Here is a 15,484-nt window from a genome sequence, read left to right as displayed (position 1 = left end):
GACGGAGTCACCGACCATGACCCTCAGCCCACGGCGCCCCCGGCGGCGCCGCCCCGCTCCGCTCATCGGCTCCCTGGCCCTGGCCACGGGTGTCGGGCTCGTCGCCGCCCCGGCCGCCGGCTGGCTCGGCGAAGCCCGGGCCCATGCCGCCACGCCCCCGGCCGCGGCGGCCACCCTCGTGGTGGCCAAGGACGGCAGCGGCAACTACACCACCGTGCAGGCGGCCATCGACGCGGTGCCGGCCAACAACCCGTCCGCCGTCACCATCTCCGTCAAGCCCGGTACGTACCGCGAGACGGTGAAGGTCCCCGCCAACAAGCCGCATATCCGGCTGGTGGGCACGACGAGCGGCAAGAACGACGTGACGATCGTCTACAACAACGCCTCCGGCACCCCCAAGCCCGGCGGAGGCACCTACGGCACCAGCGGCAGCGCGACCGTCGCCGTCGAGGCCGATGACTTCCAGGCCCGCAATCTGCAGTTCGTGAACGACTTCAACGAGGCCAACAGCTCCATCACCGACAAGCAGGCGGTGGCGCTGCGCACCGCGGGCGACCGGATCGTCCTGGACAACATCGGGGCGGTCGGGGACCAGGACACCCTGCTGCTGGACTCCGCGAGCAAGTCCACCGTCGGCCGGGTGTACATCAACAACGCCTGGATCCAGGGGAACGTCGACTTCATCTTCGGCCGTGCCTCCGCCGTCATCGACAAGTCGGCGATCCGGCTCGTCAAGCGCTACGACGGCAGCTCCGGCGGCTATGTCGCGGCGCCCTCGACGGCGGCCGGAAAGAAGGGCTTCCTGTTCATCAACAGCAACATCACCGGGGATGTCAGCAGCCGGTCGTTCTACCTCGGCCGCCCCTGGCACGCGGGCGGCGACGCCAGCCTCGATCCGCAGGCGATCGTCCGCAATACGGATCTGTCAGCGGCGATCAAGACCACGCCGTGGACGGACATGAGCGGCTTCTCCTGGAAGGACGACCGCTTCGGGGAGTACAAGAACACCGGCGCCGGTTCCGGTGCGGCGAGCACCGATCGGCCGCAGTTGACCGATGCCCAGGCCGCGGACTACGAGATCGCCGACTGGCTCGGCGGCTGGCAGCCGTCGGCCTGACGATGAGCCCCGGCCGCCGGTCCCGTCGGGGGGCGGGACCGGCGGCCGGACGCGGTCAGCCGCGCGCGGCGAGCAGATGGTCCATGGCGAGCTGGTCCAGGCGCTCGAAGGCCATGCCGCGCTCGGCGGCCGCCTCGACGTCGAAGTCCTCGAAGGCGGTGCGGTCCGCGAGCAGCGCCGCCGGGGTCTCACCCTCCTGAAGCGTCGGCTCGCCCAGCTGGTCCAGGCGCGAGGCTCGCAGCGCCTCCTGGACCTCGGGGTCGGCGCGGAAGGCGGCCGCCCGCTCCTTGAGGATGAGGTAGTTGCGCATGCAGCCCGCCGCCGAGGCCCAGACGCCCGAGATGTCCTCGGTGCGCGGAGGCTTGAAGTCGAAGTGGCGCGGTCCCTCGTAGCCGCCCGTCTCCAGCAGGTCGACCAGCCAGAAGGCGGCCCGCAGATCGCCCGCGCCGAACCGCAGGTCCTGGTCGTACTTGATGCCGTTCTGGCCGTTGAGGTCGATGTGGAAGAGCTTGCCCGCCCACAGTGCCTGGGCGATGCCGTGCGGGAAGTTCAGCCCGGCCATCTGCTCATGGCCGACCTCCGGGTTGACGCCGTACAGCTCGGGCCGCTCCAGCCGCTCGATGAAGGCCAGCGCGTGGCCGACGGTCGGCAGCAGGATGTCGCCGCGCGGCTCGTTGGGCTTGGGCTCGATGGCGAAGCGCAGATCATAGCCCTGCTCGGTGACGTAGGCGCCGAGCAGGTCGAACGCCTCCTTCATCCGGTCGAGCGCGGCGCGCACGTCCTTGGCGCCGCCGGACTCCGCTCCCTCGCGGCCGCCCCAGGCCACATAGGTCTTGGCGCCCAGTTCGGCGGCGAGGTCGATGTTGCGCATGGTCTTGCGCAGCGCGTAGCGGCGCACATCGCGGTCGTTGGCGGTGAAGGCGCCGTCCTTGAAGACGGGATGGGTGAAGAGGTTGGTGGTGGCCATGGGCACGGTCATCCCGGTGGCGTCCAGGGCCTGACGGAAGCGCTTGATATGCGATTCGCGCTCGGTCGCCGAGGCCCCGAAGGGGATGAGGTCGTCGTCGTGGAAGGTGACGCCGTACGCGCCGAGTCCGGCGAGCCGGGTCACGGACTCCACGGGGTCGAGCGCCGGGCGGGTGGCGTCCCCGAACGGGTCCCGGCCCTGCCAGCCGACCGTCCACAGTCCGAAGGTGAACCTGTCCTCGGGGGTGGGGTTGTAGCTCATCGCGGCTCCCTCGCCTATTTCGTCATGGCGCTTTACAAATTAGTATGCGCGAGCATTCCGGGGAAGCCCCGTTCCACCCGCACACCGCACGACCCATGGACGCAAGGGAGAGCGCGAGATGGCAGCAGCAGCCGTGCCCGTGCCGCAAGGACCGCTCGTCGTCGGCGTGGACAGCTCCACGCAATCGACCAAGGCGCTCGTCGTCGACTCCGCGACCGGTGCGGTCGTCGCCCGGGGACAGGCCCCGCACACCGTCGGCGGCGGCAGCGACGGCACCGGTAAGGAGTCCGTCCCCGAGCAGTGGTGGGAGGCGCTGACCGAGGCACTGCGCCAGTGCGGCAGCCCGGCCCGGGAGGCCGCCGCGGTCTCCGTGGGCGGCCAGCAGCACGGCCTGGTCACCCTCGACGCCTCGGGCCGCTCGGTGCGGCCCGCGCTGCTGTGGAACGATGTGCGCTCCGCGCCGCAGCGCGACCGGCTCATCGAGGAGCTGGGCGGCCCGAAGGCATGGGCGGAGCGGGTCGGCAGCGTGCCCGCGCCCGCCTTCACCGTCACCAAGTGGACCTGGCTCATGGAGAACGAGCCGGAGGCGGCCCGCGCCACCGCGGCCGTCCGGCTCCCCCACGACTACCTCACCGAGCGGCTCACCGGCTACGGAACCACCGACCGGGGCGACGCCTCGGGCACGGGCTGGTGGTCCTCGGCCACCGAGTCCTACGACGAGGAGATCCTGGACCGGGCCGGGCTCTCCCCCGAACTGCTGCCGCGCGTGCTGCGCCACGGCGAGGCCGCCGGGACCGTACGGGAGCTGCCCGATCTGCCGCTGCCCACCGGCGCCCTGGTGGCCACAGGCACGGGCGACAACATGGCGGCCGCCCTGGGGCTCGGCCTGCGCCCGGGGCAGCCGGTCCTCAGCCTGGGCACCTCCGGCACCGTCTACGCCGTCTCGGCCCACCGGCCCGCCGACCCCACCGGGGTGGTCGCGGGGTTCGCCGACACGCGGGACGCCTGGCTGCCGCTGGCGTGCACGCTCAACTGCACGCTCGCGGTGGACCGGATCGCGGCGCTGCTGGGCCGCGACCGGGAGGCGGTGGAGCCGGGCGGATCGGCCGTGCTGCTGCCATTCCTCGACGGCGAGCGCACCCCTCATCTGCCGCACGCCTCGGGGCTGCTGCACGGTCTGCGCCACGACACCACACCGGGGCAAGTGCTCCAGGCCGCCTACGACGGGGCCGTCTTCGCCCTGCTCACCGCGCTGGACCAGGTGCTGGACGCGGACGCGGCGCCCGACGCCCCGCTGTTGCTCATAGGGGGTGGCGCCAAGGGCACGGCGTGGCGGGAGACGGTCCGGCGGCTGAGCGGACGCCCGGTACAGGTGCCGCGGGCCGAGGAGCTGGTCGCCCTCGGGGCCGCCGCGCAGGCCGCGGGGCTGGTGCTGGGCGAGGACCCGGCGGCGGTGGCGCGGCGCTGGGCGACCGCCGAAGGGCCGTCCTACGGTCCGGTGCCCCGCGACGAGGCCGCGCTGGAGCGGCTCTCCCGGGTGCTGGCGGACGCGGAGGGCCTGCTGCGCCACGCGTGAGCGCCGTACGGCGGCTGCCGGGCGACCCGGTGTCGTACCGGCCCGGCACAATGAGCGGATCGGGCGAGAGGAGACAGATTCAGGTGGCAGCGCCACTGCCCAACACCCAGCAGGCGATGCGCCGGCGCAATCTCTCCCTCGTGCTGCACGCCGTGGCCGCCCACGGCCCGCTGTCCCGTGCGTCGGTGGCGGCCCGTGTGGGGCTCACCCGGGCCGCCGTCTCCACGCTCGTCGACGAGCTGATCCGGGACGGGCTGCTGGTCGAGCTGGGCCCCTCCCGGCCCGGTACGGTCGGCCGCCCCGGCAGCGCCCTGCAGCTCAATGAGCGCGGTCCGGCCGGACTGGGCGCGGAGATCGGGGTGGACCATCTCGCGGTGTGCGCGGTGGACCTCGCCGGGCGGGTGCGGGCCCGCACCGAAATAGCGTCGGCGAACCGTGACCGTTCACCGGCCCCGGTGCTCGCCCAGCTCTCCTCCCTGGTCCGGCAGGTCGCGGCGGAGGCGGAGCTGGGCGGGCTGCGCCCGGTGGGGCTCGCGGTGGCGGTGCCCGGTCTGGTGGCGCGGGACGCCTCGCTGGTCGTCCGCGCGCCCAACCTGGGCTGGGAGGGGGTGGACATCGGCCCCGAGCTGCGCACGGCGCTGCCCGGTCTGCCGGTCACCGTCGACAACGAGGCGAATCTGAGCGCGCTCGCCGAGCTGTGGCGGGGCGGCCACGACCCTGCGCCCCGGGACTTCATCCACGTCTCGGCCGAGATCGGCATCGGCGCCGCGGTCGTGCTGGAGGGACAACTGCTGCGCGGCACCCACGGTTTCGCGGGTGAGCTGGGTCATGTACCGGTGCGTCCCGAGGGTCCCGAGTGCGCCTGCGGCGGCCGCGGCTGTCTGGAACAGTACGCGGGCGAGGAGGCGGTGCTGCGGGCGAGCGGCCTGTCCCCCGAGGAGGCCGCGGCCCAGCACCCGGGACCCGGCGGCCGTATCACCGTGCTGGCCGTAAGGGCGGCGAGCGGCGACCAGCGGGTGCGGCGGGCGCTGCGCGGTGCGGGCTCGGCGCTCGGGATCGCCCTCGCGGGCGCGGTGAACCTCCTGGACCCGGAGAAGGTGGTGCTCGGCGGCGCGCTGACGCCGCTGGCGCCCTGGCTGCTGCCCGCCCTGGAGCGGGAGTTGGGACGGCGGCTCACCGACCCGGCCCGTCCGGGCAGCGGGGCGGTGACCGTCTCCCGGCTCGGCCCGGACGGTCCGCTGCTGGGCGCGGCCAACTCGGTGGTGCAGGCGGTCCTCGACGATCCGGCGGGGTTCAGGGACCCGGCCGGAGCCGGTGAGCCGGGCGGGGTCAGAGGAAGCGATGCATGATGTGCAGCCCCACATAGCCCTTCGTGGGGTGGGCGAACGCCTCGGGGACGGTGCCGATGACCTCGAAGCCCAGTGAGCGCCACAGCGCCACCGCCCGGGTGTTGCTCTCCACCACCGCGTTGAACTGCATTGCCTTGTAGCCTTCGGCGCGCGCCCACTCCAGGACATGCTCCCCCAGGGCCCGGCCCACACCGCGCCCACCCTGCTCGGGCGCGACCATGAAACTGGCCCCCGCGATATGCGCGCCGGGTCCCATGTGGTTGGGGTTCATCTTGGCCGAGCCCAGGACCGTTCCGTCGGGGTCGGTGGCGACGACGGTACGGCTCGGGGGCTTCGGCATCCAGATGTCGCGGGCCCGGTCCTCGTCCAGGTCGCGAGGGTAGGTGTAGGTCTCTCCCGCGGCGACGATGCGGCGCAGGAAGGCCCAGATGGCGGGCCAGTCCTCGGCGGTGGCGGTCCTGATGAGCATGCTGGCCAGCATGGCGGTGCGGGCGACGGCGCGCGAGGGGTTTCCCCGGCCGCCGCCCGCGAGGCGTCAGCGGGCCGCGCGCAGGAACGCCTCCAGCCCCGCCAGGTCGTCGGTGTTGAGGTAGTCCACATCGGCGGCCAGGAGCTCACGCCACAGGGCGTCGCGCTCCGGCCCGGCCACGTCCGGGGTGGCCCAGAAGCGCACGGTCTGCCGGACGGCGCGTGCGGAGGCGACGAGGCGGTGCAGCGTCTCGCGCTCCGCCCGCGGCATCGGACCGGCTCCCGTCCAGGTGAAGGTCTTGGTCCAGTCGGCACTGATGAGCGGGATGAAGGAGGCGGGCACGCCCGAGCCGAGATCCTCCAGACGTCCGTCGTAGAAGGCGTGGCGCACCTTCTCGGCCTCCATGGGGGCCCGTGCGCCGCGGTCGCCGGAGATGACGGCGGTCACCGCGCCGCGGCGCACCCGGCCGTCCACCCCGCCGTAGGCGGCGCTGAACAAGGGGCCGTAGTGGCGCAGCCGCTTGGCCAGCTCCAGGTAGGTGGCCTCCCCGGCGGTCTTGAGGTCGATCAGCAACTGCAGCGACAGGTCGTAGCCGCGGTAGACCCGGCCGCCGTTGGCCCTCACCCGCCGGGCCAGCGGGTCGAGGTAGAGCGACTCCAGGGTGCGGGTGGGGTCGAGGTCGGTGGCGTCGTGCGCGACCAGCAACTGACCGTCGACCAGCCAGATGTCGGCCTCGACGCTGCCGAAGCCGTGGGAGAGCGCGTCGAGGAGCGGACGCGGGTGCTCGTAGTCGTTGTGGGCATGGGCTCTGGCCAGCGGCCGCTTGCCCTTCGAGAGGTCCTTCGAGCCCCTCGAGACGGACGTGGTGCCGAACGAGCCGGCCGAGCTCGCGAACGCGGGCGCGGCCGCGCCGCCCGCCAGGGCGGCTCCGAGGGTAACGACAAAGGCACGGCGTGTACGGCGGACCATGGGGCCTCCCGGCTCTCGTCCCGGCGCGGTGCCGGATACGCAGGATGGACGCCAGTGAGTATCGGACGGCCGTGCGCCCAAAGGGCAGTGCTGCGCGAAGAGTTCCACGGGTGGTCCCCGGCCATTTCCTCACCGTTCCCGGGGTGCCGGGGCGATGGCCGCGGTGCCCGCCCGGGGGGGCGCGTGACGGGTACGCGGGCGCCGGGTGAGCGGGCGGGGTCGCGAAGGCCATCGGCCTGCGGCGCGCATTCGGAGTGTTTACCCGTCCGCGGCCGCCGACATAACCATCACCCAGGCACTCTTTTGAGTGAATGCACCACCCAAAGTCCGCTGATAGCTTGGCAGTTGCTCGAGCGGAATTTCCTCAAGGTCCGTACAGGGATGGGTGAGCATTCACGATGACGACGTCCGTTGAACCGGGTTCCGGTACCGAAAATTCGCAGCCGCAGTTGAGTCTCGGCACGGCGGCCGCGCGGAATCTGGCGACGACGACCAAATCCGTTCCGCAAATGCAGGGCCTCAGCTCCCGGTGGCTGCTGCGGATGCTGCCGTGGGTGCAGGTTCCGGGCGGTTCCTATCGTGTGAACCGCCGGGCGTCCCATACGCTCGGCGACGGCCGGGTGGAGTTCACCACCACCGGGTCCGAGGTGCGGGTCATCCCGGTCGAGCTGCGCGAGCTGCCGCTGCTGCGCGGTTTCGAGGACGCCTCAGTGCTCGGGGCCCTGGCGGACCGCTTCACCCAGCGGGAATTCGCGCCGGGCGATGTGCTGGTCGAGGCCGGTCGCCCGGCCGATGAGCTCCTCCTCATCGCCCATGGCAAGGTCGACAAATTGACCGAGGGCGCATTCGACGAACCCGCGGTGGTCGGCTCGGCCGCCGGCGGCGACCACATCGGGGAGCCGGAGCTGACCGCCGCCGAGGCGGGCACCTGGAGCATCACCGTGAAGGCCGTGACCTCCTGCACCGTGCTGGCCCTGCCCCGGCAGGAGTTCGAGGAGCAGCTGGACCGTTCACCCCAGCTGCGGGCGCATGTGGACGGGGTCCGCTCGGCGCCGGAGGCCGAGCGGAACGAGCACGGGGAGGCGGCCATCGCGCTGGCCTCGGGGCATGCGGGCGAGCCGGTCCTGCCGGGCACGTTCGCGGAGTACGAACTGACACCGCGCGAGTACGAGCTGAGCGTGGCCCAGACCGTGCTCCGCGTCCACACCCGCGTCGCCGACCTCTACAACGAGCCCATGAACCAGGTCGAGCAGCAGCTCCGCCTCACCATCGAAGCCCTGCGCGAACGCCAGGAACACGAGCTCGTCAACAACCCCGAGATCGGCCTGCTGCACAACGCCGACCTCTCCCAGCGCATCCACACCCGCAGCGGACCACCCACCCCCGACGACCTCGACGCGCTGCTGGCCACCGTCTGGAAGGACCCGGGGCTGATCCTGGCGCATCCGCGCGCCATCGCGGCGATCGGCCGGGAGTTCAACAGCCGTGGCATCTCCCCGCAGCCCACGGAGGTGAACGGCCATGCGATGCCGGCCTGGCGAGGTGTGCCCATCTTCCCGTGCAACAAGATTCCGGTGTCCCGGAGCGGGGTGACCTCGATTCTCGTCCTGCGCACCGGGGAGGAGAACCAGGGGGTCATCGGACTGCACCGCACCGGAATTCCCGACGAATACCAGCCGAGCCTCTCGGTGCGGTTCATGGGAATCAGCGAGCAGGCCATCATCTCGTATCTCGTCAGCGCCTACTATTCCGCGGCCGTGCTCGTCCCCGACGCGCTCGGAATTCTGGAGAACGTGGAAATCGGGCTCTGACGCCCGCCCGACCGGGCCCGTGGCCTTCGCATACCTTCCCGAAGATCTACCGAAATGGGTGATGAGCACTTATGACCACTTCCGTGGAGTCCGGTGAGCAGCCGCTGAGTCTGGGCACGGCCGCCGCACGGAATCTGGCGACCACCACCAAGTCCGTTCCGCAGATGCAGGCCATCTCCTCCCGGTGGCTGCTGCGCGTCCTCCCCTGGGTCCAGGTGTCGGCCGGTACGTACCGGGTGAACCGCCGACTGACGTACACGGTCGGAGACGGTCGGGTGGAGTTCATCAGCACCGGATCGCAGGTGCGGGTCATCCCGCCGGAGCTGGGCGAGCTGCCGACGCTGCGCGGCTTCGGCGACACCGCCGTACTGGAATCGCTGGCCGACGGGTGCGTCCAGCGCGAGTACGCGCCCGGGGATGTGCTGGTGGAGGCGGGCCGCCCGGCCGACCAGGTGTTCCTGATCGCCCACGGCAAGGTCCGCCAGGTCGCCCCCGGCGCGTATGACGAGGGCACCACGCTGGCGGTGCTGGCCGACGGGGAGTACTTCGGCGACGCGGTGCTGACCGGTCCGGAGCACCCCTGGGAGTTCACCGTCCGGGCCGTCACCCGGACCACGGTGCTCACCCTCCCGCGCCGCGTCGTCCAGGAGGCCGCCGACCGCTCCGATGCGCTGCGCGACCATCTCCAGGGGCTTTCCGAGCGGTCCACGCCCGCTCAGAACCGGCGCGGTGAGGCCGATATCGCCATCGCGTCCGGCCACGCGGGCGAGCCGGTCCTGCCGGGCACGTTCGTGGACTACGAGCTGGCGCCGCGCGAGTACGAGCTGAGCGTGGCCCAGACCGTGCTCCGCGTCCACACCCGCGTCGCCGACCTCTACAACGAACCCATGAACCAGGTCGAACAGCAGCTCCGCCTCACCATCGAGGCCCTGCGCGAACGCCAGGAACACGAGCTCGTCAACAACCGCGAATTCGGGCTGCTGCACAACGCCGACCTCTCCCAGCGCATCCACACCCGCAGCGGACCACCCACCCCCGACGACCTCGACGAGCTGCTGGCACGGCGCCGCAAGACCCAGTATCTGCTGGCGCATCCGCGCACCATCGCCGCCTTCGGGCGTGAGTGCAGCGACCGTGGTCTGTATCCGCAGGGCATCGAGGTGGCCGGGGTAGCGGTGCGGGCGTGGCGCGGGGTCCCGCTGCTGCCCTGCAACAAGATCCCGATCAGCGAGTCCGGCACCAGCTCCATCCTGGCGATGCGCACCGGGGAGGAGAGCCAGGGGGTCATCGGTCTGCATCAGACCGGTATCCCGGATGAGTACGAGCCCAGTCTGAACGTCCGGTTCATGGGCATCAGCGAGCAGGCCGTGACGTCCTATCTGGTCTCCGCCTACTACTCGGCGGCGATTCTGGTGCCCGATGCGGTCGGTGTACTGGAGGACGTCGAGATCGGCCGCTGAGCCCGGCCGGGAGTGGCCGGTCGCCGCGGGCGTGGGTCAGGGACGGACGCTGCTGACCACGTCCGCGGTGGCGGCGAGCCCCTCGGAGATGGTGGGCGCCACGCTGCTGCTCGCCAGGTAGAAGCCCAGCGTCACACAGACCAGCGCATGCGAGATGCGCAATCCGCCGCTGCGGAGGAAGACCACCGTCAGGATCAGAAGCAGCAGGACCACGGAGATGGAAATGGCCATGGGGAGCCTCCTCGGCCACGGAGCATCGGAATCCGGCCGTCAGTGTGGCCCAGAATCGCCCCTGCACCGCCGTCGGCTGGTGCTCCATACGGGTGCCGATCTGCTGTGCGGTTACTCCCCGGCGATCGCCCCGCGGTGCTGAGCGGGCGTGGCGAGCCCTCTCAGGCATTGGCGCGGATCAGCTCGGCGGCCATCTCGCCGATCATGACGCAGGCCGCGTTGGTGTTGGCCGAGACGATCGACGGCATGATCGATCCGTCGGCGATCCGCAGCCCCTCGACACCCCGGACGCGCAGCCGGGGGTCCACCACCGATTCCTCGTCCCCGCCCATCCGGCAGGTGCCGACGTGGTGGAAGTAGGTGCCGGCGTTCTCGCGGACGAAGTCGGCCAGGCCGTCCCGGTCGCTCACACCGGGACCGGGCAGCAGTTCACGCGGCTGCCACGCACCGAACGCGTCGGTGGCGGCCAGCGACCGGGCCAGTTCGACTCCCTGGAGCAGGGTGGCGAGGTCCCTTGCGTCGCTGAGATAGCCGGGGTCGATCAGCGGCCGGTCCTCGGGGTCCGTGCCGGAGAGCCGGACCGTGCCCCGGCTGTGGGGCTGCATCGCGGCGGCCGTCAGGGTGAAGGTGTTCCGCGGGAACGGCAGCAGCCTCGGGTGGAAGGGGATATGAAAGAGGAACACCTCGAGGTCGGGGCGGGGCAGCCCGGGGTCGGTCCGGGTGAACAGGGCCGCCTCGGCGGTGGTCAAGGGGGGCGGCGGCAGCGGGGTGCCCGCCTCGTGGACCAGCCCGACCAGGGGGTGGTCCTGCAGATTGGCCCCCACCTCCGGGGCGTCCACCAGCACCGGGACGCCCACCTCGCGCAGATGGCCGGCCGGGCCGATCCCGGAGAGCATCAGCAGCTTGGGCGAGTCGATCGAACCGGCGCACACGATGACCTCCCGCGCCGCGCGCACCCGGCGTGCCACACCGCCGGAGCCGGCGTATTCGACGCCGACACAGCGGGTGCCCTCGAAGAGCAGCCGGTGTGCGTGGGCCTCGGTGCGGACGGTGAGGTGGGGGCGGTCCATCGCCGGATCGAGATAGGCGACCGCCGTGCTCTGGCGGCGCCCCTCGTGGATCGTCCACTCATGGCGTCCGGCGCCGTCGCTCTCCGCCCCGTTGAAGTCGTCGTTGAAGGGATGGCCGAGTTCCTTGGCGGCGTCGAGGAAGGCGGCGGACAGCAGGTTGGGCGCGTCGGCCCGGCTGAGCCGCAGCGGACCGCCGGCGCCGCGGAAGCGGGGGTCACGGCCCTCGGTGTGCTCGAGGGCGCGGAAGATCTCCAGCACCGACGCGGCGTCCCAGCCGGTACAGCCGTCAGCCGCCCACGCGTCGAAGGTGCCGAGGTGGCCGCGGACATAGGTCATCACATTGATGCTGCTGGAGCCGCCGAGCACCTTGCCGCGCGCGGCGGCCTGCGGATGCCCGGCCAGGCCCGGCTGCGGCACGGTGGTGTAGCCCCAGTCGTGCTCACCGCCGATGAGGGTGAACCACGCGGTGGGGTCGTGGATCTGCTCGGCCGCGTCGTCCTTCCCGGCCTCCAGCAGCAGCACCCGCGTGTCCGGGATTTCCGTCAACCGGGCCGCGACCACCGCGCCGGCCGAGCCCGCGCCCACCACGATGTAGTCGAAGTCGCTCATCATGTGCCCCTGTTCCGGCCTCGCCCGACGTGCCGCACGGCCGTTCGCCACCAGAGCGCCGAACAGCTGTGCGGCACTCTAGTGGCGTGATCGCGGAACGGGGGCGGGTTCGCCGGATCCGGCCGGTCAGCCGGTGGGGGCCGCCAGATCGACCAGCCCGGCGAGCGCCTGCCGGTGGCGGCCGGGGGTGCCCAGCGCGATCTCATCGCTCTTGGCCCGCTTGAGATACAGATGCGCCGGGTGCTCCCAGGTCATGCCGATACCACCGTGCAGTTGGACGCACTCCTCGGCCGCGCGCACCGCCACCTCGGCGCAGTGCGCCTGGGCCACGGCCACCGCGACCGGTGTGTCCGGGCTGTCCGTGGCCAGTGCGTCGGCCGCGTACCGGGCGGTGGCGCGCGCCGAGACCAGTTCCAGCCACAGCGCGGCCATCCGGTGCTTGAGCGCCTGGAACGAGCCGATGGGACGGCCGAACTGATGGCGCTCCTTGGTGTGGCGGACGGTCTCGGTCAGACACCATTCGGCCACGCCCAGCTGCTCGGAGGCGAGCAGCCCGGCCCCGGTCAGCAGCGCCCGCCCGATGGCCGCCGGGGCCCGGTCGGGCCCGGCGAGCCGGCGGGCCGGGGCGCCGGTGAGGGTCACCGCGGAGAGCGGGCGGGTGAGGTCGAACGAGGTGAGGGGTTCGACGGTGACGCTGGTCTCGGCGGTCTCCACGGCGTACAGCCCGTATCCGTCCGCGCCGGTGGCGGGGACGAGGAGGACATCGGCGCCCGCCGCGCCAGCGACCCCGGAGACCTGGCCGCTGAGAGTGCCGTCGCCGTCGGCCCGTACGGTCGCGGCGGGCGGGCCGGGCATACCGGCCATGGTGGACAGCGGCACCGCGAGGGCGCCGACCGTGCGGCCCTCGGCGAGCGCGCCGAGCAGCCGGGCCACGGGCTCCTGGTCGGTGTCGCAGCCGAGCAGGGCACCGGCGGCGAGGACGGCGCTGGTGAGGTAGGGCACGGGGGCGACGGCGCGGCCGAGCTCCTCCATGACGACGGCCGCCTCGCGCGCGGTGGCGCCCTGGCCGCCGAGCTTGTCGGGCACCAGCAGCCCGGCGGTGCCCATCTCGGCGCCGAGCGCGCCCCACAGCGCGACGTCGTGGGCCCGGCCGCTCTCGGCCTCGGAGAGCACCGTGGCCGGCGGGCAGCGGTCGGTGAGCAGCGAGCGTACGGCCGCCCGCAGATCGTTCTCCGCCTCGGAGTAGAGCAGGTCCGGGGTGCTCATCGGGGCAGGTCCTTCCACGGGACGTCCTTGTCGGTCCGCGGCTCGGGCGGCAGGCCCAGGACGCGTTCGGCGATGATGTTGAGCAGCACCTCCGAGGTGCCGCCCTCGATGGAGTTGCCCTTGGCGCGCAGATAGCGGTAGCCGGCCTCGCGTCCGGTGAAGTCCACGAGTTCGGGGCGGCGCAGCGTCCAGTCGTCGTAGCGCAGCCCCTCCTCTCCCAGCAGCTCGACCTCCAGCGCGCTGATGTGCTGGTTGAGGCGGGCGAAGGCGAGTTTCATGGCCGAGCCCTCGGGGCCGGGCTGGCCGACCGCGAGCTGCTGGCGCAGCCGTTCGCCCGCGAGCCGGGCCGCCTCGGATTCCATCCACAGCCGCAGCAGCCGCTGGTGGAGGTCGTGGGTGCGCAGTTCGGGCCGCTCGCGCCAGGTGTCGGCGACCAGGCCGATCATGCCGCCCTCGCGGGGGACGCGGCCGCCGCCGATGGCGACCCGCTCGTTCATCAGGGTGGTCTGGGCGACGCGCCAGCCCTCGCCGATCTCGCCGAGCCGCCGGCTGTCGGGGATCCGGACGCCGGTGAGGAAGACCTCGTTGAACTCCGCCTCGCCGGTGATCTGGCGCAGGGGCCGGACCTCGACCCCGGGGTCGGTCATATCGCAGATGAAGTAGCTGATGCCGCGGTGTTTGGGCTGGTCGGGGTCGGTGCGGGCGATGAGGATGGCCCAGCGGGCGATATGGGCGCTGGAGGTCCAGACCTTCTGTCCGTCGACCACCCAGTCGTCGCCGTCGCGCACCGCCCGGGTGGCCAGGGCCGCGAGGTCGGATCCGGCGCCGGGCTCGCTGAACAGCTGGCACCACACCTCCTCACCGGTCCACAGCGGACGCAGCAGCCGCTGCCGCTGCTCGTCGGTGCCGAAGCCGAGGATGGTGGGGGCGGCCATGCCCAGACCGATGCCGATGCGGCGGGGGTCGTTGTCGGGTGCGCCGGCGGCCGCCAACTCGGCGTCGACGACGGCCTGCAGGGAGCGCGGGGCGTCCAGGCCGCCGAGTCCGGCCGGGTAGTGCACCCAGGCGAGTCCGGCGTCGAAGCGGGCGCGCAGGAAGTCCAGGGGGTCGGTGGTGGCGGGCGGATGGGCGTCCAGGAGGTCGCGGACGCGGCGGCGCAGCTCGTCGGCGTCCACGGCGGGGTGCTGCCCGGCGGTGCTCATCGGGCGCCTCCGGCGGACTGCCCGGGGACGACCACCACACGGCCGGTGGTCACACCGTCGGCGACGCGCTGCACGGCGTCGGCCGCGCCCTCCAGCGGTACGCGCTCGCTGACCAGCGGCTTGACGGTGCCCTGTGCGGCGAGCTTGGTCAGCTCCTCGTGGCAGGCGCGGACCGCGGCCGGGTCGTGGGTGTTGTACAGGCCCCAGTGGAGGCCGAGGATGGCGTAGTTCTTGACCAGGGCGTGGTTGAGGGCGGCCTGGGGGACGACGCCGCTGGCGAAGCCGACGACCACGATGCGGCCCTCGAAGGCGACGCATTTGACGGACTTGACGAAGGCATCGCCGCCGACCGGGTCGTAGACGACGTCGGCGCCGCGTCCGCCGGTGGCCTCCTTGACGGCGGCCACGATGTCATCGGTGCGCCGGTCGAGGACGAGGTCGCAGCCGAGCTCGCGGGCGACCCGGGCCTTGTCGTCGCCGCCGACGACCCCGATCACCGTCGCCCCGGCCGCCTTGCCGAGCTGGACGGCGGCGCTGCCGACCCCGCCCGCGGCGGCGTGCACCAGGAGCGTCTCGCCGGACTGGAGGCGGGCCCTGCGGTGCAGGCCGAACCAGCCGGTCTGGTAGCCGATGTGCAGCGCCGCGGCCTCGGCGTCGTCCAGGGCGTCGGGCGCGGGCAGCGCGGCCGCCGCCGCCACGGGCACCAGCTCGGCGAAGCCGCCCGCGGGGAGCGTGGGCGTGGCCAGGACGCGGGAGCCCACCTTGCCCTCGGCGCCCTCGCCGACGGCCACGACCTCGCCGCACACCTCGACGCCGGGGGTGAACGGCAGGGGCGGCCGCACCTGGTACTGGCCGCGGCACAGCAGGGCGTCGGGGAAGTTGACGTTGACGGCCCGGACCCGCAGCAGCAGCTGTCCCGGCCCCGCCTGGGGATCGGGCACATCGTCGAGGCGCATGACCTCACCCGGCTCGCCATTGTCGTGCACTCGCCATGCCTGCATCCGGTGGCCTCCACAAACGGATCGTCGGGACGCGGTACCCGCGCCGGGCGCACATACTAACCAGTCGGTACGACGAGGGGAACCGTCGCCGCCGTCAGCCATCCTGCCCTGCCCGTCCGGCGGCGG

13 protein-coding genes are annotated in these 15,484 nt (G+C 72.6%); 5 read left to right on the top strand and 8 right to left on the bottom strand.

What is annotated here, in order from left to right; genetic code table 11:
• Positions 1 to 16 precede the first annotated feature (16 nt).
• Positions 17 to 1,117, top strand: a complete 1,101-nt coding sequence (locus tag ACFYOY_RS30720) for a pectinesterase family protein (protein ID WP_351893060.1) — start codon at positions 17 to 19, stop codon at positions 1,115 to 1,117.
• A gap of 55 nt (positions 1,118 to 1,172) precedes the next feature.
• Here the strand turns inward: ACFYOY_RS30720 and xylA are convergent, their stop codons facing one another.
• Entirely contained in the window at positions 1,173 to 2,345 is a 1,173-nt protein-coding gene (gene xylA, locus ACFYOY_RS30715; protein ID WP_388590755.1) for a xylose isomerase, read from the bottom strand.
• Between the two features lie 118 nt (positions 2,346 to 2,463).
• On the opposite strand from xylA, the gene xylB reads away from it, so the two are divergent.
• Positions 2,464 to 3,921 (top strand): xylulokinase, encoded by a 1,458-nt coding sequence (gene xylB, locus ACFYOY_RS30710; protein ID WP_351893069.1) that lies wholly within the window; start codon positions 2,464 to 2,466, stop codon positions 3,919 to 3,921.
• Positions 3,922 to 3,971: 50 nt separating this feature from the next.
• Positions 3,972 to 5,270: an ROK family transcriptional regulator gene (locus tag ACFYOY_RS30705; RefSeq protein WP_351893509.1), complete on the top strand. Its 1,299-nt coding sequence runs from the start codon at positions 3,972 to 3,974 to the stop codon at positions 5,268 to 5,270.
• On the opposite strand, the gene ACFYOY_RS30700 is transcribed toward ACFYOY_RS30705, so the two are convergent.
• Both ACFYOY_RS30700 and ACFYOY_RS30695 read right to left on the bottom strand, forming a co-directional pair.
• Positions 5,251 to 5,739: a GNAT family N-acetyltransferase gene (locus ACFYOY_RS30700; RefSeq protein ID WP_351893075.1), complete on the bottom strand. Its 489-nt coding sequence runs from the start codon at positions 5,737 to 5,739 to the stop codon at positions 5,251 to 5,253. The two genes, ACFYOY_RS30705 and ACFYOY_RS30700, sit on opposite strands and share 20 nt — an antisense overlap.
• 66 nt (positions 5,740 to 5,805) lie before the next feature.
• Positions 5,806 to 6,708: a phosphatidylinositol-specific phospholipase C/glycerophosphodiester phosphodiesterase family protein gene (locus ACFYOY_RS30695; RefSeq protein ID WP_388590754.1), complete on the bottom strand. Its 903-nt coding sequence runs from the start codon at positions 6,706 to 6,708 to the stop codon at positions 5,806 to 5,808.
• Positions 6,709 to 7,106: 398 nt separating this feature from the next.
• On the opposite strand from ACFYOY_RS30695, the gene ACFYOY_RS30690 reads away from it, so the two are divergent.
• Positions 7,107 to 8,519 carry a family 2B encapsulin nanocompartment shell protein gene (locus tag ACFYOY_RS30690; protein ID WP_351893088.1) on the top strand — a complete coding sequence of 471 codons (1,413 nt, stop codon included), beginning with the start codon at positions 7,107 to 7,109 and terminating at the stop codon, positions 8,517 to 8,519.
• A 71-nt stretch (positions 8,520 to 8,590) separates the two neighbouring features.
• Positions 8,591 to 9,979 (top strand): family 2B encapsulin nanocompartment shell protein, encoded by a 1,389-nt coding sequence (locus ACFYOY_RS30685; RefSeq protein ID WP_351893095.1) that lies wholly within the window; start codon positions 8,591 to 8,593, stop codon positions 9,977 to 9,979.
• A gap of 36 nt (positions 9,980 to 10,015) precedes the next feature.
• Here the strand turns inward: ACFYOY_RS30685 and ACFYOY_RS30680 are convergent, their stop codons facing one another.
• From ACFYOY_RS30680 to ACFYOY_RS30660, 5 genes are all read right to left on the bottom strand, one after another.
• Positions 10,016 to 10,210 carry a hypothetical protein gene (locus ACFYOY_RS30680; RefSeq protein WP_020866016.1) on the bottom strand — a complete coding sequence of 65 codons (195 nt, stop codon included), beginning with the start codon at positions 10,208 to 10,210 and terminating at the stop codon, positions 10,016 to 10,018.
• A gap of 161 nt (positions 10,211 to 10,371) precedes the next feature.
• Positions 10,372 to 11,889 carry a GMC family oxidoreductase N-terminal domain-containing protein gene (locus ACFYOY_RS30675; protein WP_351893106.1) on the bottom strand — a complete coding sequence of 506 codons (1,518 nt, stop codon included), beginning with the start codon at positions 11,887 to 11,889 and terminating at the stop codon, positions 10,372 to 10,374.
• 126 nt (positions 11,890 to 12,015) lie between these two features.
• A complete protein-coding gene (locus ACFYOY_RS30670; protein ID WP_351893112.1) occupies positions 12,016 to 13,155 on the bottom strand; it encodes an acyl-CoA dehydrogenase family protein in 1,140 nt (379 codons plus the stop codon).
• Entirely contained in the window at positions 13,152 to 14,357 is a 1,206-nt protein-coding gene (locus tag ACFYOY_RS30665; RefSeq protein ID WP_351893119.1) for an acyl-CoA dehydrogenase family protein, read from the bottom strand. Before ACFYOY_RS30665 ends, ACFYOY_RS30670 begins: the two co-directional genes overlap by 4 nt.
• Positions 14,354 to 15,358 (bottom strand): NADPH:quinone oxidoreductase family protein, encoded by a 1,005-nt coding sequence (locus tag ACFYOY_RS30660; RefSeq protein ID WP_388590750.1) that lies wholly within the window; start codon positions 15,356 to 15,358, stop codon positions 14,354 to 14,356. The genes ACFYOY_RS30665 and ACFYOY_RS30660 overlap by 4 nt, the downstream gene beginning before the upstream one ends.
• Positions 15,359 to 15,484 lie beyond the last annotated feature (126 nt).

Source organism: Streptomyces sp. NPDC007875 (assembly GCF_042868035.1).
GTDB classification, from domain to species: Bacteria; Actinomycetota; Actinomycetes; order Streptomycetales; family Streptomycetaceae; genus Streptomyces; species Streptomyces antimycoticus.
This window is presented reverse-complemented; position numbering and strand designations above follow the sequence as displayed.